We start from the raw sequence: 20,414 nt of genomic DNA on the forward strand, positions 1-20,414 counted from the left end.
TTAGCCTCCTTTCCTTTGGGACAAAATGTCCCGAAGTCCCTCGGTGGGCTCCACCTCGTTCCCCCACACGTCCCAGCCGGGGGCCGTCTGGCGGGCGAACAGCTCCACCCGGGGCACGTCCCCCATAAGGGCCACGATTTTGTCACGGGCCTCGTCCGGCTTTTTGCTGTGGCCCTCGATAGGGGAGATGATGAACTGGTGGACGTTGGGGGCCTTTCGCCGGGGATGCCCACGGGTCGCCAGCAGGCACACCTCCGCATTGGCCCGCGTCCAAAAGCCCAGCCCGTAAAACCAACTGTCCGCCTTTTTGTTCTTTTTCAGCCAGACAAAGCCCACGGACTTATACTGGAAGCCCCACGCCTTGATGAGCCGCAGGGCCTCCGGGAGCTGGGGGAACGTGGCCCACAGAAAAAGAACGCTGTCCGGGGCCGCCAATTCCGCCACGGGCAACGCGCATAATTCCTCAATCCCCATTGTGGGGTAGTGCCGCTCCGCCGCACCTTGCAGGCCCTTTTGGGCGTACCGCCACGGCGGGTCGGCGTATATCACGTTATATTTACCGATAGTCACACCCCCTTTCCGCCAGCGGCCACAGCCGCCCGCGCCTGGGTGATGCGCTCAGTGGCCGGGCCGTAAAAGGCCGGGGCCGTCTCAAAGCAGATAAATTCCCGGCCCGTGTTCAGTGCGGCGATGGCCGTCGTGCCGGAGCCCGCGCAGATGTCCGCCACCACCTGGCCGGGGGCGGTGTAGGTCTTTATCAGATACTCACACAGCTCCACGGGCTTCTGCGTGGGGTGGACGGTATGGGCCACGGTCTGGAATGAAAGCAGGTTCCCCGGGAACCGCCGCCCGTCCTCCGAGCCGCTGCCGGAGCGGACAAACTTCCCATAGTTGGGGCTCTGGTCGCGCTGGGACGCAATCTTTTTGTAGGGCTTGCCCTGTTCAAACTGCGGGTTGTAGAGGGGGAGCCGCCGATAGAACACCAAAATATTCTCCGTCTTTTTCAGCGGGGCGCGGCGGGCGTTGAGAAATCCCGTACAGCGGCTCTTATACCACACCCATTCATAGCGGAGCATGGAGAGGTTGGACGCGCCGAGGATTTTGTCATAGGGGCACTGTGCGAAGAACAGCACCGCCCCGGAGGGCTTGACGGCCCAGCGCACCGCCTCCCACAGCTCCGGGAGGGGCAAAGGCACGTCCCAGTAGTTGCGGGTCGTGCCGTAGGGCGGGTCGGTCAGAAGCATATCAACCGAGTGCTCCGGGAGGGAGCGCAGGCCCGCGATACCGTCCATCAGAAACAAGCCGGAGGGCTCCAGCACCGGGCCCTCCGGGGACTTTGGGACATTTTGTCCCAAGGCCAAGCTATCTGCCATCCCGTCCCTCCTTTCCCTTTGCCGGGGCGGAGCGGGCGGCATTTTTCTGCGCGGCCTCCTTTCCCGCCTTGTCCATCTGCTCCCGGATGGGCGCGGGGCGCACCGCCTCCGCCCGGGCAATCAGCTTTTCAACCGCCGAATGGTACGCCTCCACCCCCGCCGCGTTCAGCCGCTCCTGGGTTCCCCGGTCATTGATACGCACCGTGGCCCGGTAGCCCGTCCTGCTGGTGGGGTCGGGTTTTGAGGGCGCACCCAAGAAGATGCCGTTCTGCCCGTTCACCACCTTGAAATCGTCCACCACCACGCCGCCGAAGTTGACACTGGCAAAACCAATCAGCTTGCCCTGGGGCTCAATGGGCCGCACCGACACCTCGATGGGGATAGTGGCGGCGGCAAGGTTCTGCTCCACCCGGAGGGCCACTGCCTCGTCCACGCTGATGCCCTGGTGTTTGGCCAGCTCCGCGATAGGGGCCTCGAAAATCAGACGGCGCATTTCCTCCTGGGCGGCCTCCGCCATTTCAGCGGTCTGAACCGCCGTCTGTGTGTTCGCCATAGATAAATCCTCCTTTCCGGGCCGGGGTATGACCGCCCCGCCCATATAGTCATAGCCTGCCGCGTGTATCGCGGACAGGGTTTCCGCTGATACCGTCCCGCCCAAGAGCAAGTCCGTATCAGCCATGAACGCCAGCATATCCCGCTGGTCAAATTCCTCCGGGAGCTTTCCGCCCCATGCCCGGCGCATTTCACCCTCCGGGCCCAGCTTGTACCGTCTCGGCATATCCGGCCTCCTTTCCCGGACTTTGGGACAAAATGTCCCGAAGTGCCGCTAAATCAGTGGGCCCCGAAGATGCTCCGGGCGATTGTCCCGGTCTTGAACAGCATGAAGCAGAGGAGCACCGTATAGCCCACGGTTCCCCATATCGCGCCGATGGGGTCGCCCCCGGTAGCGATACCCTGCACCAGCACCGCATAGATGCCGACACAGACTAAAATCAGCATCCCTTGAAAGCCCACGGCAAAAAGGGATTTTAAGTAGTTCTGGCCCATGCCGCCCACCTCCCGGTTGGAGAGGGTCGCCACGGGGATGGGCGCAAGGCTGGTCAGCAGATATATTTCTATCATTCTTCCGTACACCAGCACGAAAATGATGATGCCCAGCGCCTGCATGGTGAGCCCGATGACGGAGGACTGGAGCCACAGCCCTAAAAGCGGCCCCAAATCCATCCCCTCCAGCGTGGTCTGGAGGTTGTTCAGCATATCCGGCGAAACCGCCGTGGAGCCCTGTATCAGTCCGGCAGAGCGGGAAATCACGCTCTGCGACACGTCAAAGACGGCCATCACGATATTGAACGTGTTGGAAAGTATCAGCACCGCGCACGCGGTCTTGAACATCCATTTGTAGAGGTTCGCCACGTCCACTTCGTGCATATTGTTTTTTTCAAGAAGCATCTGGATGAGCTCATAGGTGGCTACAAAGGTCAGCACCAGCCCGGCGATGGGTAAAATCACCGTCTCGGAAAGCTGGCGGATGAGGGAGAAAACCCCGGCGTTCCATGCCGCCGGGGTCGTCCCTACCTGCACCGCAATCTCTCCGACCTGGGCATTGACGGTATCAAAGAGCCCCTCAAGGTTCCCCATGATGCCGCCAATCAGCAGCTCTTTCAGCCAGTCCGTGAGCCAGTCGGTGAGAAAGTCCATAAGCCGCCGCCCTTAAAACAGCCCCGACAGCAGGGGGATGAGGGTCGTGCCGATGACGATAATGCCGCCGCCCGCCATGAGCTGTGTTATCCCCAATTAGTAGGAACAATACAGCTTTCTGGCGGGCGGCGGCACGTCAAGAAATATATATGGAGTTTTTAAAGAATCCCCCGGAACAGGGGAGCGGTCAGCCTGTGACCTGCTCCACTTCCGGTATGGGTTTGAGACTAAAATGAATTTCGATAGAAATGTGTCTTGTCTTGTCGCTGTCTATGGTTTCATGGACAACGATTTCTTTAATCAGGCGGTTTAAGGTGGAAGCGTCCAGCTCGTTGATGTCCCGGTATTCCTGTATGGATTCCACCCACTGCCTTGCGTCCACGGCAAGCCGGATTTCATCGGCAAGGCGTTTCCGGCCTTCCTCAACCTTGGCTTTTAATTCCGCCTGTTCCTTCTGTGTCTTTTCCAGCAGGAGATTGAAGTTTGCTTCTGTGATTCGTCCGGCTACCATGTCCTCATAGAGCCGAAGCACCATTTTTTCCAGCATTTCAATCCGTTCTTCGTCTTTGGCAAGGGTGCGCTCCATCGCTTCCCGCTGGTCTTTCTGCCTGGCATGGCAGGTATCGGTCAGCCGTCCGGCTACTGCTTCACTGTCTGTCAGGGCAGCGGCGGCGCACTCCCGGATTTTGTTCAGCACAAGAGAATAGAGCGTGTCAAATTCAACCCGGTGCTGTGTGCAGTGCTGCTTCCCATAGGCATTATAGGTCTTGCAGGAGAAAATACGCTTCGGGAACTTCTCATGCGTGGTGCGGATGGTGAGAGCCTTTCCGCACTCCCCGCATTTTATCAGCCCTGCAAAGAGGTTGATTTCCCCGGATTTGCCCGGTCGCTGGCGGGATTTCAGTTTTTCCTGCACAATCGCAAAGTCCTTTTTGTCCACCAGCGGCTCATGCGTCCCCTCCACCACAATCCAGTCCTCCGGCTTCTTATCCCGGATAGTGCCGATTTTAAAGCGGTACTCGGTCTTTTGGGAAGCGATTGCGCCGGTGTAGACGGGGTTCATCAGGATTTCCTTAATCACGGAGAAGTCCCAGACGTACCGCCCGTTTTCCGGGTCTTTCTTTTCCCATTTGGTGCGGATGTTCCGGTGTCCCCGCTTCCGGTTCCACCATGTGGGGCAGGGGATTTTTTGCTGCTCCAGCCTGCGCCGGATGTAGTTGGGGCCTCTCCCTTCCAATGCCCACCCAAAAATCTGCCGGACAGCGGGGGCGGTTTCCCCGTCAATGAGAAGGTGATTCTTGTCCTCCGGGTCTTTCTTGTAGCCAAATGGGGCGATACAGCCGGTGAACTGCCCTTTCTGCGCCTTTAGCACATAGGAAGAATGGACTTTCTTGGAAATATCCTTGCTGTACATCTCGTTCAGGATATTTTTAAAGGGCGCAATGTCGTTGTTGTCCCGCATGGTGTCGATGCCGTCATTCATGGCGATATAGCGCACGCCGTTCCTTGGGAAGAAATCCTCGATAAGCTGCCCGGTCTGCAAGTAGTTCCGTCCTAACCTCGATAAATCCTTTGTAATGACAAGGTTTACCTGTTTCCGCTCAATGGCTTTCAACATCCGTTTCAGGTCGGGGCGTTCCATGTTCAAGCCGGTAAAGCCATCGTCCTGATAGACTGCCGTAACCTCCCATCCCTGCTTCTGGCAGAACTTTTCCAGCATATCCCGCTGGTTCTCGATGCTGGCACTCGTCCCGTCAAGGTCGTCGTCCTTGGACAGCCTGCAATAGATAGCCGCCCGGAAGCTCCCGGCAAGAAGTGTGTCCATCCCTGCATATTCAAAAGTGTTCATCATAACCGTTTACCCGCACAATCCAGACGGAACACGGTCACATTGAACCTCGTCTTTATTATATCTCATTTCTTGTGTTTTAGCAAGATATTCTTTATCTATTTTTCTGCTGTGCTTCTGTGCGATAAGGCTCACGAAAACGTCCGTAGCGTCCAGCTCGCCGTCAAATACTGTGGTGACATGAATCTCTGTTTTATTTTTCGCCATAGGCAGTTGTCCTCCATACATGAAAACAGCCAGACAGGGAAGGTCGGCAACGAAGTCCGGCAACGGGCTTCAAAAAACCTTGGAACGAATCCTTGTCTGGCAGTTGGGTTATTTTATACTTTTTCTTTTATTTTTCTGTTGCTTTGGTTGTTAAAGGGGAGAAAAGCCGATAGTTACGGGATTTTCCCCGGCAACCGGCCCGGCAACGGGATAGCAACGAAGTGTGCAACGGGCTGTCTTTTGCCGGATTTTTTCAGAATGGAAGTTCCATCTGCTCCGGCACCGGCATAAATCCCTCCGGGGTTTTTCCCGCCCCGTTGCCGGTGTCCGTTGTCAAGGCGCAAGCGTCAGCTTTTGCCTTTTGCTCCCGTTCCCATCCTTTTTGTCTGCCGTATCCGGCAAACATCCGGGGATTGGAGAAATACTTCCAGCCGGTGACGCACTGGTTCATTATCTCGTTGATTTCCCGGATTTCCCATTGTTTCGGCTCGTCAAAATCATGGTTCAGGGCTTCTTTGTATAGCTGTTTGGAGCAGACCGTATCGCCGGGGTAGCTGTCAAGGAAAGCCTGTATCATCCCGGCTTTGGTGTCCTCCGGCATAAAGTCCCGCTGATGTTCCTTTAGATAGCGCACCATTTCCGGGCTGAATGTCAGCTTCCATCTGCCGCTTTTGTAAATCTCCATCGCTTCCGCCCACACTTGGTTTAAATAGGCTCTGGAAGCGGCTTCGTCCTCTAAAATGTGTGTTTCCGCCTGCTCCGGGCATACCTGTATGGGAATAAAACGGCGGTTGCCGGAGCGGTCAAGGGGCAGGAAGTCAAGGGCATTGGACGTGCCGCCAAACACGCACTGCCTTGGGCGGTCTGCCGGGTGGGTTTCGTAGGGTATCTTGTAGACTTCCTTCTGGCGGCTCAAAAATGACTTGATTTCCTCTATGCTCTTTGCGTTTGCGGTGGCAATCATCTCCGACATTTCGATTATCCAGTGACCTTGCAGCTTCCGGTATACGTTGTCATCGTCCAGTTTCCGCAAATCGTCCGAAAACCACTCGTCTTTGACTGCCAGCAGACGGAAGAAGGTGGACTTCCCGGCTCCCTGACCGCCTACCAGACAGAGCATGACTTCAAACTTGCAGCCAGGGGAAAATGCCCGGTGGATGGCTCCCAACAAAAACAGGCGCAGGGATTGGTATGTGTAATCGTCCTCACCGGCTCCCAGAAAGTGACGCAGGCAGGAGCGTATCCGCCCGGTTCCGTCCCATGTCAGGCCGTTTAAATAATCCCGGACAGGGTGGTAGCTGTTCTCATTGGCGGCAAGGTCGGCGGCGTCCTGTATCTTTTTCTCGCTTGTCAGGCCATAGGTCTTTTCTAGATACAGCCGGATATATTTCATGTCCGTGTCGGTCATGGGGCTTCCGGTGGCTCTTTTGTAGCCGATTGGCCTTAAAATATCGGTGCGGTCGGTCAGCAGGTTGTAGGCAACCGCCCCAGAAAGGAGCGGGTCGCACTGGAACACGGTCAGGCAGTTGCTCATGCTGTTGCGGAAGCCGCCTTTCTCGGTGGTTTCCAGCATGGCCTTTACTTCCTCAATGCTCCGGGGCGGCTCTGCGCTGTCTGCCATGTTCGCTATTTCCTGCCGTATCTGGGGCGGTAAGTTCTGCCATCCGTCTTTCAAGGTTCCTCACTTCCTTTCCGTGTCCTGTGATAAGGGCTGCCCGCTCTGGAAGTTCCCCCGATAGAAGTACGTCCATCAGATATTCCAGACGGCTCATGTTTTGCAGGGCTTCTATAAACCGGGGATTCCATGCTTCATCCGGCTGTTTGGGGGCGTATTCTTCCTTCCAGCGGCGCAGAAGATGGTAATAGTCGGACAGCACCCGGAAGCAGTGCCGCTCCATGCGCTTAAATTTCTGTTCCTCCGTTTCCCTCCGCAGGCGTGGCCTTATGGGCTGCTTCCCGGCGTTCCTCCCGTCCTCATAGGGGATGGAGAAGTCCTGTGCCAGCATGAGTGCGGCTTCTTTACTGCCGATACCGTGGAGCCGGGAAACAAAGTCAATCACGTCCCCGGTGGCTCCGCAGCCGAAACAGTAAAAGCGGCGGTCAACCTTCATGCTTGGGTTCTTATCGTTATGGAATGGACAGACGCACATCCCATTCCGGTTTACTTTGATTCCGTAACGCTCCGCAGCCTGCCTTGTGGTGACGGACTGTTTCACGGCTTCAAATACGTTCAATAGGCGTTCCCTCCTGATAATCCCAACGTGAGCGACACAATGTCGTTCACGTTGTCTGTAAATCCGTCTTGTTCAAATGAACAAGCACTTGCCAGCGATTTACAATCACAAAACAAGTGCCTGTTTAAAGTTCCATATTCTGTTGTTTCTGTGTCCGGGGCGGCTGGCGTTTCTCTGCCTGCTCCTGCCGGATGCGTTCCTGCCGCCCTTTCAGGTTCCCCTGTACGGACGGTTTCTTCCCCGGCTCGGCGGTCTGTCGGTACTGCTCGGATGGCAATACCTGATTGAGCCAGCGGCGCACATCCCGCAGCACTTTTACATCTGCCTGAACCGCTTCCAGTTCCTCCCCCTGTTCCGGCAGGGCAGAAGCAAGCTGTTCCCGTTCCGCTTCCAAATCTTTGCGAGAGTAGGAATTGCCTTTCAGGTTGGCTTTAAAATACCGGATGGCGGCATGGTAAGCGTCCAGTTCCTCCCGGTGGCTCTCTGCAAACTGCTCTTTTTTCTTCTTCCAGCCGATAGCGGCGTACTCCTTATGGACTGGCTTGTTTGCTTCGTATTTGTCAATATAGGACAACATGGTGTCGATGGCTTTGATACGCTTCTCGCTTTTTTTCACGCTCTCCATGACAGAAACGGCGGTCTGGCTGATTTCGTCCAGCCGGGTGTCAAGGCTCTCTATGGTGGAGATTCCTTTTTCCCGCAGAAACTCCATTGCCGCCTGTACCCTGTTGAAGTCGGCAACTGTGCCTTTGAGCTTCCCTCTGGAAGTCCAGTCGGCACGCTGTCCGCTCCGCAGTTCTAAATACTGTGAGAGCAGCTCCGGTATGGTCGGTTCCTTCGTCTGCTCCAATGCTTCCATCAGGGCGGCTTTTTTCTCTTTTAAATCGGCAATCCAGCCTTTTAAGTGGCGCACCATCTGGCGGATGGACTGCATGAGGGAGTTGGCGGCTTTGATGTCCCGGTTCAGGTTGCCAACGTTGGTCTGGATTCCTTTCTTCTCCATCTGGCAGGCGGCTGGCCCCATGTGGACGGTGGGGATTTTATCAATCCCCTGTCGGGCATAGGAGCGCAGGTCAAGCCGTTCCGGGCGGTCGTTGGCTTCCAGATAGCGGTTGGCCGTGTCCGCCCATCCCTGCCGCCAGATTTCGGCATACTTCCGGTCGTTCCAGTCTACGGTGTTCTCCTTGTGGCTTTTCCATCTGCCGGACGGGAGCCGGATTCTTTCGCCGTTCCCGTCAAGGTCATATACCTTGTGGCATTTGGGGAGCCATCTGCCTTTTTCGTCCATCGCCCGCATGGTGAGCAGGATATGGGCGTGGGGGTTGCCGTCCCCTTTGTCATGGATGGCAAAATCGGCTATCATGCCTTTGGAAACAAAAAACTCCCGGCAGTAGTCACGGATAAGGTCGGCGTGCTGTTCCGATGGGATTTCCCTTGGGATGGCAAGCACGAACCTCCGGGCAAGCTGGGAGTTCCATTGCTTTTCCTGTGCTTCGGCAGAGTTCCATAAAGTATTGCGGTCTGCATACTCCGGCGGCACATGGGGCGGGAGCATGATTTCTTTGTGGGTGACTTCGTTCTTGTAGGGATAGTGTTTCTGCTCTTGGTCGTATTCAGAGAACAGTTTCTCGCCGCTCTGGTAGGCGGCGGCAGAAACAGCGGATTCATTGTTGCTCCGCTTAATGATTGTGATTTTACAGTGCGGGCATGGCAAGTGTGCGCCCTCCTTTCTCCCGGATTCCGGGCAGAAAAAAAGCAGGAGACCTTTTTTCAGATTTCCTGCTTATTGCTTAATATTCCTTGTTTTTTAGTCTATCAATACAGCTAATATAATACAACAAATATTCTGTATTATTTTCATAATCATATTGACCAATACCTTGCTGAATCACTATTTCTAATTGAAGTTTAGCACTATTGCTTATAACATACCTTGTTCTTAGCTCAAATAAAATATAAACAAATTTTTCATCTTCTAATTTTTCATTATAAGCCTCATTTTTTGATGTAGATAGTAATTTGTATGCTATAAACTCAAAATCTTCTGAAGATAAATGCAAATTGTTATTAGTAATTGCATTTATAGCATTAAATTTTTGGCTTTCTAAAAAGAAATTTGTAAAACTACTTAATGGTATTTCTATAATATCAACTTTTTCAGACAACCATTTCAATGTTTCCTCAAAAGATTTAAAACCCGGAATAATTTGAGATTTATAATTTCTTATAAATTCATATCTTTGCTTCATAATATATATTTTTCCTGCTTAATTAATGGTAACAGTTCCCGAAAATTCTACTCCTGATAACCATGATAGAGATTTCATATTATACCCCTGTAAGCCTTTTGAAGTTACTTTAACTTTTTCAATATCACTATCTAATTTGAAATCACCTATTTTTACAGACCCAACAGACGCAGCGGTTGTATTTTTGGTAGTGTAATTGGTGCCGTCTCCAAATGTTTTATAAACTTTACTTGATAATAGGTTAGCACTTTTAACCTGTATTTTTTTATATCTAAAAGCATTGTACATTTCGTCACCTTCCCACAATAGGTATAACTCACAATCCTCACTTGTGCCATCTCTAATCACGGAAGCATAAATAACGGTTGCCCCTCTGGTTGATTTCTCTTTTGAAAGAGTATAACAATATTGTTCAAAATCTTCCTTACTGTCAAACTGTAAAACTGGAATTTCAACTTGCGTTTCTGTAGAAACTTTATCATTTGTCATTGCAAAAACTGGCATTGAAGATGTAATAAAAAGAACACAAGTTAATAAAAATGTTAAAAACTTCTTCATGGGTATCCTCCTTAATCATTATTACACATAGATTACAATTACGGCTTATTTTATAAAATCATCAGTATCCCTCCCTTTTCCTCTTTTTGTGCATATTCTACTATATTTTTTTATTTATGTCAATATCATTATAGAATAAGCACAACAAAAAACTAATAAATTTATTCGATTATTCAAAGGCAAAAGGGTAGCTGGCGGCAGCCAGTGCAGGGGAAGCGTAGCGTCCCCTGTTTGATTTGGAGCAGACCATGACTGCGGAAAATCACAGCCCTCCGGCAAGGAGCCTTCGGAGAACGCAATTCACCAACCTCTGGGTGGTGTATAATTGCGCCCTATCCCAGTTCTTGGATAGGGCGCATTATCCGAGATTTTTAATTATCCGAGGAAATTCTTAAAAACCTTTTGTATGCGGGGGTTCATGCAAAAAATCTCGGATAAAATTTATCCACATGGGCATAGTACAGTTAAAGCTATCAAACAGGAGGTTTTAACTATGGGTTACCATACAAGGGAAACCAACACAGTGCCATGCGGATACCACGAATTGAATCCGGAAATGGAGGCTCTTTTAGCGGAGTACCTTGAAGACGGGAAACGCAAGGGGCTTCAGGAAAGCAGCATCCATCTTCACGATAAGATTGGGCACTACTTTTTATCCGCCCTGGCTGATACAGGCTGCGCAGCGCCGCAGGCAATGAACGCCCAAAATGTAGGAGCCGCGTGTTTAATGGTCAGCAGCAAATGGTACCTTTCACACATCCGGACATTCCTCAGATATGCATATCAGGCCAGACATACCGACAGGGATTACAGCGGCATCGTTCCTCTTTTCAAGAGGCCGCAGCCGTACCCTTCTGTTTATACAATAGAAGAAATCCTGAAAATTGAAAACAGCGTAGGCCGGGACTCCCCACATGGAAAGCGAGATTACGCAGTGCTGCTTCTTGCGACACGGCTGGGGATCAGGAGCGGGGACATCTCATCCATGACATTCCGGGAACTGGATTTTGGCAGGAACCTGATTCTGCTTACACAGCACAAAACCGGCGTTGACATTGAACTTCCCATGGTCCCGGATGTAAAGGCCGCCCTGAAACAGTATTTAGAGGAAGAACGGGCCTGCTATGACAGCCCGTATGTATTTCTCCGCATCGTTCCCCCTTACAGCCATATCTCTGTGCAGGCAATCACCAAGATCGTCAGGACTGCCATTATGGCAGCTGGAATTGATCCGGCGGGACGCAAACAGGGCGCACATGCTTTCCGGTCGTCCCTGGCAAGTTCCATGGTCAATGACAACATCCCTTATGAGGCGGTAAGGAAAGCCCTTGGGCATACAGACCAGAACGCCATCCAATCCTATGTCAGTCTGGATGTGGAGCAGCTGCGGAACTACGCCCTCCCGGTCATGGAGGCGACAGGTACATTTGCTGCTTTTCTGGAGGGGAGGTGGCGCCTGTCATGACACAGTTCCAGTCGGTTTTCAAACATGAGCTTGCAGAATATCTGGAAATCAGCCAGGGGACTGTCAGCGATGATACTTTGCGGAGTACACGCAGAACCCTTCTTTCGTTCGATTCACTGCTGGTGGCAGAAAACGCCGACAGGGTTACGGAAACAGCCATCAATCACTGGATCAGGGAACTCCAGCAGATAAACGCGCCCAAAACGGTCAGCGATAAGGTAAGCTATCTCCGCAAATTTTTGCGGTACCTTCAATACAAGGGGTACAGTGTTTTCATGCCCGCCTGCCCCAAAACATCAGACAGCTATGTCCCATATATTTTTTCGGACAGGGAAATCCAAACGCTTCTGTCCTGCGCCGACAGCTGGGCCAACAGGCATACAGACCCGAAAACCCGCCGGACGGACATGGAGTTCTGTATGCTGCTCCGGATGCTCCTTGGGTGCGGGTTCCGCCTAGGAGAACCGCTTGCCGCCAGGGTAAAAGATATAAATTTCCGCAATGGGACCATCCTGATCCGCCATGCCAAGAACAACAAACAGCGTGTTGTTCCAATGGACAGGACATTGACAGAGATGCTGGAAAGATACTGCATTGCTATGGGGATCAAAACAGAACCGGAAAGCTGTCTGTTCCCGGCAGCCAGGGGCCAAGAGTTTTCCGTCAGTAAAGGAACCTTTGATTTTCGGTTTAGGAACCTCTTGCGGGAAACCGGCCTGTATGTACAGGAAAAATCCCATTCCAGAGGGCAGTGCCTTCATTGCTTCCGTCACTATTTTGCCATCCATTCATTTGCGCAGGCAGAGAAAAACGGACGCCCGACAGATGACTCTGTTCCTTTCCTGTCAGTCTATCTTGGACACCATGACATGGACGAAACGGAGAAATATCTGAAATTCAGTGGTGATATGTTCCCTGAATATACGGAGCTGTTTGAAGATTATGCCGCTGGCGTATTCACGGAGGTGGCGTATGAGGAAAAATAAACTTCCTGAATTCATGCTCCTCCTGGAACAGTTTTTTACGGAATATATGCCGCTCTCGTCAGGGCTTTCCCCTAATACCACGAGATCCTATAAACATGCCTTCCGCCTTTTGTTCCAGTATGTTTATCAGGAAAAGAAGAAAAATGCTGGTGAAATCCTCTTCCGGGATTTGAATTTCGAGACTATTGACGGCTTCCTGAAATGGATCGAAGCAGAACGGGGATGCTCAGTATCCACAAGGAATCTCAGGCTTTCAGCATTGGCCTCTTTTGCCGGTTACGCACAGAACAGGAATTTTGAAGCAGCGACTGTGTTTGCAAATGCGGTGAAAAGAGTGCCTGTAAAAAAAGAGGCCGTCCAGCCGAGGACCACCTTTACGCTTGATGAAGTTTCAATCCTGCTCCGGCTTCCTGATCCCGGGAAACGGATGGGCTTCCGTGACCAGGTTCTTTTGAACCTGATGTATGCCAGCGGAGCCAGGGCACAGGAAATCTGCGATCTCAAAGTCAGGGACTTCCTGGCCGAGAAAAACCTCTATAAGCTTACAATTACTGGAAAGGGAAACAAAACCCGGAGGATCGTGATTGCAAGGCCTAGCGGAACTCTCCTGGAACGATATCTGGAGGAAACGGGAAAGGCCGGTCGGTTGGAGGCCTACATCTTTTCCAGCCAGACCCATCCGCAGATGAGCATTTCCTGTATTGAGGAGATTTATAAAAAATATATCATGCTCGCAAGAGCAGGGCATCCGGAAATGTTCCTTGAAAAACGCTACACCCCGCACACCATGAGGCATACGACCGCCACACATATGTTGGAAGCCGGGGTACCAATTATGGCAATCAAAAATTTCCTCGGACATTCCTCGATCTCCACAACAGAACGGTATGCTGAACTTTCACAGGGAACCGTAAACAGGCATATCCGGGATTGGAACGAAAAGTGGTTTTCCCATCAAAAAGAAAATCCTGTTACACAAAAGAAAGAGCATCAGCTCCCTGACTTCCTGAAATAGTTCTTACATTATCCGAGGCAACTTCTCTGAAAGCCTTTTATGCTGGCGGTTTTGAGAGTTTCCTCGGATAATTGATTATCTCGGATAATGCGCCCTCTTTCAGAGGGGGATTTTCCAGCTTGTCGCTTTGGAAGCCAAAATTGCAAGTGGAGTTTATGGCAGTTGGAAATCAGCCGTACCAATTACGCCATAGGCGGCATAAATCAGAACGCGCCCGGCTCGTTCTGATTTTTCACACATGGAAAGCCGCCAATGTGAGCGCGCCTGACTCGTCCACGTTAAAACTTCCCTTGCAAAATCAAGACGCGCCCGGCGCACTTTGATTCTGGAACGGGCTTTTTACCGTTCCTGCTGTTTCGGCTTCTTGTCGGGATAGAGCTTCCCGGCGACAACGGCAGCATGACTCTTTATCTTGATTTCCCCTTCCTGCTCGCTGCGTTTTGCGTTCCGGTAGCCTTCATCGGAGAGGAAGAAACGGAACCGCTCCCCCTTAAAACCGACAAAGCACTGCTTCTGTACTTCCAGCGTAATCATGTGCCGGGTTTCCGGGTGGAACCGTTCTATCCCTAACAGGTCATGCCCCTGCATGATTGGCTCCTGTGCCTTTGCCGCCGCAAGCCGCTGGCGGATGGAATTGTCACGCTCTGCAAGGAACCGGGCTTTTGTGGCGGCAAAAAACTGGCTGCACTCCGGCTCCGGTATCTTTTCCAGCTTTCGGATGGCGTTCTCCACGATTGCCTTTGTCAGTAAGTCCTTTATCACCGGCACGGTTTCTTTCATGCCCGCAAGGGTTTCCGCCTTGGTCGGTGCGGCATATTGATAGATGATGTCCAGTTCACTTTTTGAAAATTTCACTCTGCGTCCTCCTTCCAGTTTTCTGCAAGAACCTGTTCCACAAGACGTTTGGTGTCGCTCCGGCAGAACAGGACTTTTAAGATGGTGCTGACCTGCCCATCCGTCACGGATTCCGGGTGGGGGAGATGGCTTTCCAGCATAGCCCCTCTGGTACATAGCCGGTGTGTCCGTTCCTTCCGGTTCAGCGTCTTTATCTGGTGTTCCAGCATTTTCTCCTTATGCTGCGCCCGCCGCAGTCTGGCTTCGGTCTTTTCAATTTCCTGATTCAGTTTTTCCAGCTTTTCATTCATGGGCGGTGTCCTCCTTCGGGAGCAGGATATACATATGGCTGACCTCCCCGATGCCCTGACGGACACGCATAATCATCCCGGCCTGTTCCAGCTCGTTCAGTGAACGCTTGCAGGTCTGGGGGCTTCGGGAGAGTGCCGCCGCTATCTCCATGACGGGGAAGCGGATGAACAGAATCCTGTTGCTGTCCTCGGTTCCCCTTGTCAGGATTTCATCCAACAGGCGGGCGTACATGACCTTTGCCGTATTGCTGACCGGAAGCCGGAGCATTGCCTTTGGGAGCGGCATACAGGGCGGCAGGGGCGTACTGGCTATCATAAATTCACAATTCATTGGATGGTGTCCTCCTTTTGGCTCGTTTGGATTGGTAGCGGGGGCAGTCGATCATGACAGCCCGGAAACCCTGCTTACATTCATGCTGGCATTTCCGGCAGAGTTCATTGTAGCTTCTGCGCCCCCGGTCGTTCAGGAAGAAAGCAAGCTCTTTCTTCAACTTCTTTGACATTCTCGGCATGGTGCCTCCTTCATAGAAAAACCGCCCGATTCAGCAGTAACAGCCGGAATGGGCGGGCAGTGGTTTTTTGTGTATCGTTTCGGGGCGATTTTCAGGGGAAATACAGCCGTAGAGCCGCCCCAAAATCCCCCTTAGTATTACGGACAGGGCAGACTATGCCCCGTGAAATTGTTGTGTTTCGGTATCGTTTCGGTGTTCATTTTGCCGGTTCCCTCTGCTGTCGTTCCTGCCCCCGTCTTTGGCGGCGTTTCGCTCTCCTTGGTACGCTCGTTCCGGTCAGGGTTCCTCCGTTTCCCTGCCGGAAGTCGTTGCGTTACATCGCCGGGGAGCATATCCCATACAGGCCGGTCATTCGATTGGAATAATCCATCGATGAACTGCCTATATCATATGACATTTTTGTACCATGTGCCGTATGTCCACGAATCAGGAATGAAGCCCAAAATCTGAAAAATTCCACGATTGCGGAAAAGGCTTCCTGCTGGACGGGTGCAAAAATCAGATGTGCATTTTGCACTTCTGAAAATCCGGGCAAATCAAAAGCGCATTTTGCGCCTTTGAAAAGAATCACAAAGGGAAATGCGCCCGGCATGGATATGTGGTACAATGGGGATGGCGGCAAAAGCTGGCCGCTGGAAAGGAGCAGGAAGCCATGAAACAGGGGATAACGGTTCAGGAGCGGTTAAAGGATTTAAGGACGGAGCGGCATTTAAAATTAGAGGAACTGGCGGCGGTTACGGGGATTTCCAAATCAGCCTTGAGAAGCTATGAGAATGACGAACTAAAGGAAATCAGCCACAAAAACCTTGTGGAGCTGGCAAAGTTTTACGGTGTGTCAACGGATTACCTGCTCTGCTTGACAGAGAACCGGAACCATCCGGGCATGGAACTTACGGAGCTGCATTTGAGTGACAGCATGGTGGAGCTGTTGAAAAGCGGGCGTATCAACAACCGGCTGCTGTGTGAGATTGCCACACATGAGGATTTTATTACCCTGATGACGGACACGGAAATTTATGTAGATGGTGTGGCAACCGCCCACTTCCAAAACTTCAACAGCCTTCTGGAAGTCCTGCGGGGGCAAGTCCTTTCCCAATATCAGCCGGTGGAGGAAGATGCTGCGTTAAAGGCGTTGGAAGCTATGCAGGTACAGGAAGAAGATTATTTCTGTCAGGTCACGCACCGGACTTGGGACACTATCCTCCATGCCATAAGGGAAACGCACAAGAATGATACGGATAGTGCGCCGGACGGCTCCAATGGCATGAAGCTAATCAAGGACGCAAAGAAGGCGCTGGCCGTGCCGGGTTCCTATCTGGATGTGTTCACTGCCCTGATGTGTACGCAGCTACAAATCCGGTATGAGAAGCTGTCGGAGCAGGAGCGCACGGTTCTGAAAAATGTTATGAAGAAAACTCCGGCATATAAGGATTCACCGTTGAGCAGAATGAAACGGAGATAAGGAAATGCCGTTGCTTGGGATTTTTCCATGCAACGGCATTTTGGGTGGTTCTTATTCAATTTTTAAGCGCACAAACTGGAAGTTGTGTTTTTTACGCTACTTCCTCCCACTTCAACTTTGGATACAGCTCTCCTGTTTTAGCAAAATGGAGAACACATTCAGCAACCAGATTCAAATCATTGAGCGCATTTCGCTTGAGAACTGGAGTCTGTCCGCTGATATTTACAGGAGCGTCCTCTTTGGATGTACCATATTCGGAATTGACAGGCATATACATATGAGCCTCTTCATCTTCACCATATGTGTTAAAAGCCAGAGCCGCCCAATCATTCTCAATATCTACAGATAGAAAATCCTCTTCGCCATATTCATCCAAAGCTAACCATGCAGACCTACAATGATTTTCCCGAATTTTGCACACCAGTTTGTCTACAGTTTCTTGTGTAATAGGTTCCCCTTCACTATTAAGAAAACGAATAGCAAAATCACTCATATAAATTTACCTCCCTATCCCGATTTGTCGATAGCTTCATTATACCGCAGTCACTTTCCAGAGGGAATAGATTTTCCGAAAAAATCATTGTATCATAAACATTATTCTGTTGAATCTGCTCTTGTTCCGTTTTTTGTGATGATAAGCTGCCCCTGCTGGCATTTCACGGTGATTTTGTCCCCTGCGGAGAATCCAGCCTGTTCCAGCCACTTACCTTGTAAAAGAATCTGCGGCGGAGATTGCTTGTAATTGCCACGTCCATAGCATACAGTCAGTTTGCGGTCGTCCATCCGTCCTCCTTCCCCGCTGCCTGTCGGCATACGATTTCAAATACATTCCCGTCCTCTGTCCTGACAGTGAGCAGGCTGTTCCGCTCATCTGCGTTCAGGTCAACAATCCCCATCCCTTCACTGTCGTTTAGTAAATCAAAAAGCCTGTCCCTAAAATAGTTCAGTTCCATTCTGTTGTTCCCCTTTCATAGTTTATAGTCTACTAGCTAATATTATATAGTCTTTTAGAATCTATTGCAATCCCTAAGTGTGATGTAGTCTAAAAGTGTACAAAATAAATGCTAATAGCTTATGAAATGGGTGGCATTATGGAAGGTAAAGGATTAGGCAAACGTATCAACATGGTGAGGAAAGACCGGGGATTCACGGCGGACAGGCTCTCGGAGCTGTGCAATATCAACGCAACTTACCTCCGGCAGATTGAAGGCGGGATAAAGGTTCCCAGTCTGCCCGTATTTATCAATATCTGCAACGCACTGAAAATCTCCCCTGATTATCTGCTGCGGGATGCGCTGGAAGATAATGAGGTCAGCAAGATACGGGAGCTGGCAGAGCTGTGGGAAAGCACGTCGCCCAGCCAGCAGGAAATCGCCGTTGCCATGATTCGGGCGGTATTGGAGCGCAGGGAAGGTTAGAAAGACCAGCCGGGTAGTCGGCTGGTCTTTCCACATCCAATCAAATATAAATCAACTCACTGTTTATGATTTCCTCTGCCCGGTTGCGGATATTGTTCATCCGGCCTAAAATCCAAACTTATATAAAATCCAAACTTTTCTGAAAACAGCTTGATAATTGGGGATTCTTGCCGGAAAAAGTTTGGATTTCGTTTCACAAAGTACAATACTCCAATTATGACAAAATGCGTAAAACATTGCTATTTAGCTCTGTTTCAATCAATTTATTCTCATTTCTGACAAGAGAAGTACAAAACAAAATCCAAACTTTTATATCAAAAAATGCCTTAAATAAAGGATTTACAGAGGAACGTTTGGATTTCTTCTAAGTTTGGATTTTAGGACAAATCCAAAAGTTTAGATTTTCGCTACCCATTCAAGCTGGTTCCGGGCTTTCAGTTCCTCGGTCACTCCTTCGGCGGCTTTCATCTGCTCAATGATTAAGTTAAGCCGTTCTTCCGCCTGCTCGTTCAGGTCGGCAAGGTATGTCCATAATGTCCCGGTCAAAATAAGGGAACTGTACCGTGCCGGATGCTCCTGTTTGAGATATTCCCGGTGCAGCCTCCCATAGCGTCCGATGGGGCGGTTCTCCTCCGGCAGCTTCAAGTCCGGGATATAGTAATCACCTGCCAGAATATAATCAATGCCGTTCTCTGTGATTCTTTCTTTCAGTTTTTCCATTATCGTTCCCTCCTGTGGCGGAAGGCTCGTCACTGGCCAGCTCAATCACGTCCATAATGCCACAATCCAGTGTTTCACAAATACGGGCAAGTGTGTCCATGCTGATATGTTTCCCTTCTTTGCCCATGTTGGCAATCATATTTGTGGTCAGGCCAGCGGCAAGCCTTAAATCTTCTTTCCTCATGTTGCGCTCTATCAGTGTGTGCCAGAGCGGTTTGTAGCTGATGTGCATGTTTCTCCCTGCCTTTCTGCCCCGGATGGGCGCTTGCCCCCATTATATCAGGTTTCTTGCTAACTCACAAATATTTCTTGACGGTATCGCCGGTTCCGTCTGGATTGTGCTTTTCCTTTCCTCTTTTGATTACCTCTAATTAGCCATGACCTGTTTCATGCCTTGACTTTTTGAGCCGGGGTTGTCCGAGCCGTAGCCCTCCAGCAGATTGACAACGCCCCAAACGCCGAGGCCCGCGCCCAGCGCGATAACAAGGGTCTGCAAAGTGGTGATAGCGGATGCGAAAAATGCCATATAGTCCTCCATTTCTCCGGGATTTTCCCGGGCACAGGAAAAGCCGCCCGGTGCAGGCGGCAGGTGACACTTCGGGACAAAATGTCCCAAAGCTATACAAAAGCGTCCGGGTCGTCCAAATCGTCATAGTTGAGGATGTCCTCGTCCTCGTCTATGGGCGTTTCGTCCGGCACGTCCGCCTCGTACACGGTGTACTGCTCGTTGGGATTGAGCTTTTTTATACGGCGGCAGATAAGCCGCTCCAGCGAAAAGGCGTTTTTCTTCTTGTCCGCCTCCGCTGTGTATCGGTAGTTGGGGTGCTGTTTCAAATCATATTTCCGGGAATAGAACGGCGGCAGGCCCCGCAGTTGCAGGATGCACCTGTCGCCGGGCATGGTGGCAAGCTCGGCGGGGGTCATAAGCTCCCGGCCCAGCCGTTGCGTGTTCTGGTTGTAGCTTTCCGACTGGCCACGGGAGCGGCCCTCGGTCTGCATGGAGATGGTGGCCTTGCCCAGCCAGTTCTCCGATATTTCCTTGATGGTGCTGGCCTCCCGGCCCCCGAGGAACACCACGCTGTCCATGTTGCCGAGTATCGTCTCGGCGTTCTTGTCGTAGATTGCCTTACATTGGGCCAACTGCTGGTAGAACAGCGTCAGGCTCACCTCCCGGGAGCGGATAACCGCCACCAGCTTTTCGAGGTTGGGCACTTGCCCGGTGTTGGCGGCCTCGTCCCACAGCACCCGCACATGATGGGGCAGGCGGCCCCCATGTACGTTGTCCGCCCTTTCGCACAAGAGATTGAACATCTGCGAAAACGCCAGAGCTACAATAAAGTTATAGGTGGTGTCGGTATCACTGATGATGAAGAACGCCGCCGTCCGTCTGTCCCCCAGCTTGTCAAGCTCCATCTCGTCATAGCTCATAATCTCCCGGAGTTGCGGGAATAGCGATAGGTAATCCTTTGATGTTATCTCCGGATTTTCCCCCGCCCTAAACCGGGCGTGAACCTTTCAGCTCA

At 51.4% G+C, this 20,414-nt stretch carries 26 protein-coding genes and 2 pseudogenes; 5 read left to right on the forward strand and 23 right to left on the reverse strand.

Annotated elements, in window-relative coordinates:
• The 12 genes and pseudogenes from NFS31_RS19645 to NFS31_RS19700 form a co-directional block, all read right to left on the reverse strand.
• Positions 1–564: an MT-A70 family methyltransferase gene (locus tag NFS31_RS19645; RefSeq protein WP_331482775.1), complete on the reverse strand. Its 564-nt coding sequence runs from the start codon at positions 562–564 to the stop codon at positions 1–3.
• Positions 565–566: 2 nt separating this feature from the next.
• A complete protein-coding gene (locus tag NFS31_RS19650) occupies positions 567–1,373 on the reverse strand; it encodes a DNA-methyltransferase (RefSeq protein WP_251498977.1) in 807 nt (268 codons plus the stop codon).
• Positions 1,363–2,151, reverse strand: a complete 789-nt coding sequence (locus NFS31_RS19655; protein WP_251498979.1) for a septation protein SpoVG family protein — start codon at positions 2,149–2,151, stop codon at positions 1,363–1,365. Before NFS31_RS19655 ends, NFS31_RS19650 begins: the two co-directional genes overlap by 11 nt.
• 53 nt (positions 2,152–2,204) lie before the next feature.
• Positions 2,205–3,071 carry a VirB6/TrbL-like conjugal transfer protein, CD1112 family gene (locus NFS31_RS19660; protein WP_251498981.1) on the reverse strand — a complete coding sequence of 289 codons (867 nt, stop codon included), beginning with the start codon at positions 3,069–3,071 and terminating at the stop codon, positions 2,205–2,207.
• A 12-nt stretch (positions 3,072–3,083) separates the two neighbouring features.
• Positions 3,084–3,164 (reverse strand): annotated as a pseudogene (locus tag NFS31_RS19665) (Maff2 family mobile element protein); the annotation flags it as partial.
• A gap of 94 nt (positions 3,165–3,258) precedes the next feature.
• Positions 3,259–4,923, reverse strand: coding sequence for a recombinase family protein (locus tag NFS31_RS19670; RefSeq protein ID WP_251498983.1), 1,665 nt, complete (start codon positions 4,921–4,923; stop codon positions 3,259–3,261).
• 6 nt (positions 4,924–4,929) lie between these two features.
• Positions 4,930–5,127, reverse strand: a complete 198-nt coding sequence (locus NFS31_RS19675) for a hypothetical protein (RefSeq protein ID WP_103242568.1) — start codon at positions 5,125–5,127, stop codon at positions 4,930–4,932.
• Between the two features lie 253 nt (positions 5,128–5,380).
• Entirely contained in the window at positions 5,381–6,748 is a 1,368-nt protein-coding gene (locus NFS31_RS19680) for a virulence-associated E family protein (RefSeq protein ID WP_172474441.1), read from the reverse strand.
• On the reverse strand, positions 6,714–7,361 hold the full coding sequence (locus tag NFS31_RS19685; RefSeq protein ID WP_103242566.1) for a CHC2 zinc finger domain-containing protein: 648 nt from the start codon (positions 7,359–7,361) through the stop codon (positions 6,714–6,716). The genes NFS31_RS19680 and NFS31_RS19685 overlap by 35 nt, the downstream gene beginning before the upstream one ends.
• 124 nt (positions 7,362–7,485) lie before the next feature.
• Complete coding sequence (gene mobQ / locus NFS31_RS19690; RefSeq protein WP_103242565.1) at positions 7,486–9,075, reverse strand: MobQ family relaxase; 1,590 nt, start codon at positions 9,073–9,075, stop codon at positions 7,486–7,488.
• A gap of 76 nt (positions 9,076–9,151) precedes the next feature.
• On the reverse strand, positions 9,152–9,610 hold the full coding sequence (locus NFS31_RS19695; protein ID WP_103242564.1) for a hypothetical protein: 459 nt from the start codon (positions 9,608–9,610) through the stop codon (positions 9,152–9,154).
• A gap of 18 nt (positions 9,611–9,628) precedes the next feature.
• Entirely contained in the window at positions 9,629–10,168 is a 540-nt protein-coding gene (locus NFS31_RS19700) for a hypothetical protein (protein WP_103242563.1), read from the reverse strand.
• A 493-nt stretch (positions 10,169–10,661) separates the two neighbouring features.
• On the opposite strand from NFS31_RS19700, the gene NFS31_RS19705 reads away from it, so the two are divergent.
• Genes NFS31_RS19705 through NFS31_RS19715 form a run of 3 tightly spaced genes read left to right on the forward strand, consistent with a single transcriptional unit; the run spans position 10,662 to position 13,634 of the window.
• On the forward strand, positions 10,662–11,633 hold the full coding sequence (locus tag NFS31_RS19705) for a tyrosine-type recombinase/integrase (protein ID WP_016289890.1): 972 nt from the start codon (positions 10,662–10,664) through the stop codon (positions 11,631–11,633).
• The gene (locus tag NFS31_RS19710) at positions 11,630–12,619 is read left to right on the forward strand and encodes a tyrosine-type recombinase/integrase (RefSeq protein WP_004080823.1); all 990 of its coding nucleotides are present in this window, start codon (positions 11,630–11,632) and stop codon (positions 12,617–12,619) included. Before NFS31_RS19705 ends, NFS31_RS19710 begins: the two co-directional genes overlap by 4 nt.
• Complete coding sequence (locus NFS31_RS19715) at positions 12,606–13,634, forward strand: tyrosine-type recombinase/integrase (RefSeq protein ID WP_120429118.1); 1,029 nt, start codon at positions 12,606–12,608, stop codon at positions 13,632–13,634. Before NFS31_RS19710 ends, NFS31_RS19715 begins: the two co-directional genes overlap by 14 nt.
• Positions 13,635–13,973: 339 nt before the next feature.
• Here NFS31_RS19715 and NFS31_RS19720 read toward each other — a convergent pair whose 3' ends face one another.
• The 4 genes from NFS31_RS19720 to NFS31_RS19735 are packed head-to-tail and all read right to left on the reverse strand — an operon-like array spanning position 13,974 to position 15,291.
• Positions 13,974–14,489: a DUF5720 family protein gene (locus tag NFS31_RS19720; RefSeq protein ID WP_251498985.1), complete on the reverse strand. Its 516-nt coding sequence runs from the start codon at positions 14,487–14,489 to the stop codon at positions 13,974–13,976.
• Positions 14,486–14,779, reverse strand: coding sequence for a DUF3847 domain-containing protein (locus NFS31_RS19725; RefSeq protein WP_103242561.1), 294 nt, complete (start codon positions 14,777–14,779; stop codon positions 14,486–14,488). The genes NFS31_RS19720 and NFS31_RS19725 overlap by 4 nt, the downstream gene beginning before the upstream one ends.
• Entirely contained in the window at positions 14,772–15,110 is a 339-nt protein-coding gene (locus tag NFS31_RS19730; protein WP_103242560.1) for a MarR family transcriptional regulator, read from the reverse strand. The genes NFS31_RS19725 and NFS31_RS19730 overlap by 8 nt, the downstream gene beginning before the upstream one ends.
• Positions 15,100–15,291, reverse strand: coding sequence for a hypothetical protein (locus NFS31_RS19735; RefSeq protein WP_160275861.1), 192 nt, complete (start codon positions 15,289–15,291; stop codon positions 15,100–15,102). Before NFS31_RS19735 ends, NFS31_RS19730 begins: the two co-directional genes overlap by 11 nt.
• Positions 15,292–15,943: 652 nt before the next feature.
• Between NFS31_RS19735 and NFS31_RS19740 the strand changes: the two genes are divergently transcribed.
• Complete coding sequence (locus NFS31_RS19740; protein ID WP_160275860.1) at positions 15,944–16,753, forward strand: helix-turn-helix domain-containing protein; 810 nt, start codon at positions 15,944–15,946, stop codon at positions 16,751–16,753.
• A gap of 91 nt (positions 16,754–16,844) precedes the next feature.
• On the opposite strand, the gene NFS31_RS19745 is transcribed toward NFS31_RS19740, so the two are convergent.
• The 3 genes from NFS31_RS19745 to NFS31_RS19755 form a co-directional block, all read right to left on the reverse strand.
• The gene (locus NFS31_RS19745; RefSeq protein ID WP_103242556.1) at positions 16,845–17,246 is read right to left on the reverse strand and encodes a hypothetical protein; all 402 of its coding nucleotides are present in this window, start codon (positions 17,244–17,246) and stop codon (positions 16,845–16,847) included.
• A gap of 101 nt (positions 17,247–17,347) precedes the next feature.
• On the reverse strand, positions 17,348–17,536 hold the full coding sequence (locus NFS31_RS19750; protein WP_016292393.1) for a SymE family type I addiction module toxin: 189 nt from the start codon (positions 17,534–17,536) through the stop codon (positions 17,348–17,350).
• Positions 17,518–17,706 carry a hypothetical protein gene (locus tag NFS31_RS19755; protein WP_103242554.1) on the reverse strand — a complete coding sequence of 63 codons (189 nt, stop codon included), beginning with the start codon at positions 17,704–17,706 and terminating at the stop codon, positions 17,518–17,520. Before NFS31_RS19755 ends, NFS31_RS19750 begins: the two co-directional genes overlap by 19 nt.
• 138 nt (positions 17,707–17,844) lie before the next feature.
• Here NFS31_RS19755 and NFS31_RS19760 point away from each other — a divergent pair, with 138 nt between their 5' ends.
• Entirely contained in the window at positions 17,845–18,171 is a 327-nt protein-coding gene (locus NFS31_RS19760) for a helix-turn-helix domain-containing protein (protein ID WP_103242553.1), read from the forward strand.
• 396 nt (positions 18,172–18,567) lie between these two features.
• On the opposite strand, the gene NFS31_RS19765 is transcribed toward NFS31_RS19760, so the two are convergent.
• From NFS31_RS19765 to NFS31_RS19780, 4 genes and pseudogenes are all read right to left on the reverse strand, one after another.
• Positions 18,568–18,891, reverse strand: a complete 324-nt coding sequence (locus NFS31_RS19765) for a TnpV protein (protein ID WP_251498987.1) — start codon at positions 18,889–18,891, stop codon at positions 18,568–18,570.
• Positions 18,851–19,123 carry a helix-turn-helix domain-containing protein gene (locus tag NFS31_RS19770; protein WP_004060877.1) on the reverse strand — a complete coding sequence of 91 codons (273 nt, stop codon included), beginning with the start codon at positions 19,121–19,123 and terminating at the stop codon, positions 18,851–18,853. The genes NFS31_RS19765 and NFS31_RS19770 overlap by 41 nt, the downstream gene beginning before the upstream one ends.
• Positions 19,124–19,258: 135 nt before the next feature.
• A complete protein-coding gene (locus tag NFS31_RS19775) occupies positions 19,259–19,417 on the reverse strand; it encodes a Maff2 family mobile element protein (RefSeq protein ID WP_199715147.1) in 159 nt (52 codons plus the stop codon).
• A gap of 92 nt (positions 19,418–19,509) precedes the next feature.
• Positions 19,510–20,334: pseudogene (locus tag NFS31_RS19780) on the reverse strand (VirD4-like conjugal transfer protein, CD1115 family); the annotation flags it as partial.
• Positions 20,335–20,414: the final 80 nt, after the last annotated feature.

Origin of the sequence: Otoolea muris, assembly GCF_943193115.1 — a bacterium.
GTDB classification, from domain to species: domain Bacteria; phylum Bacillota; class Clostridia; order Lachnospirales; family Lachnospiraceae; genus Otoolea; species Otoolea muris.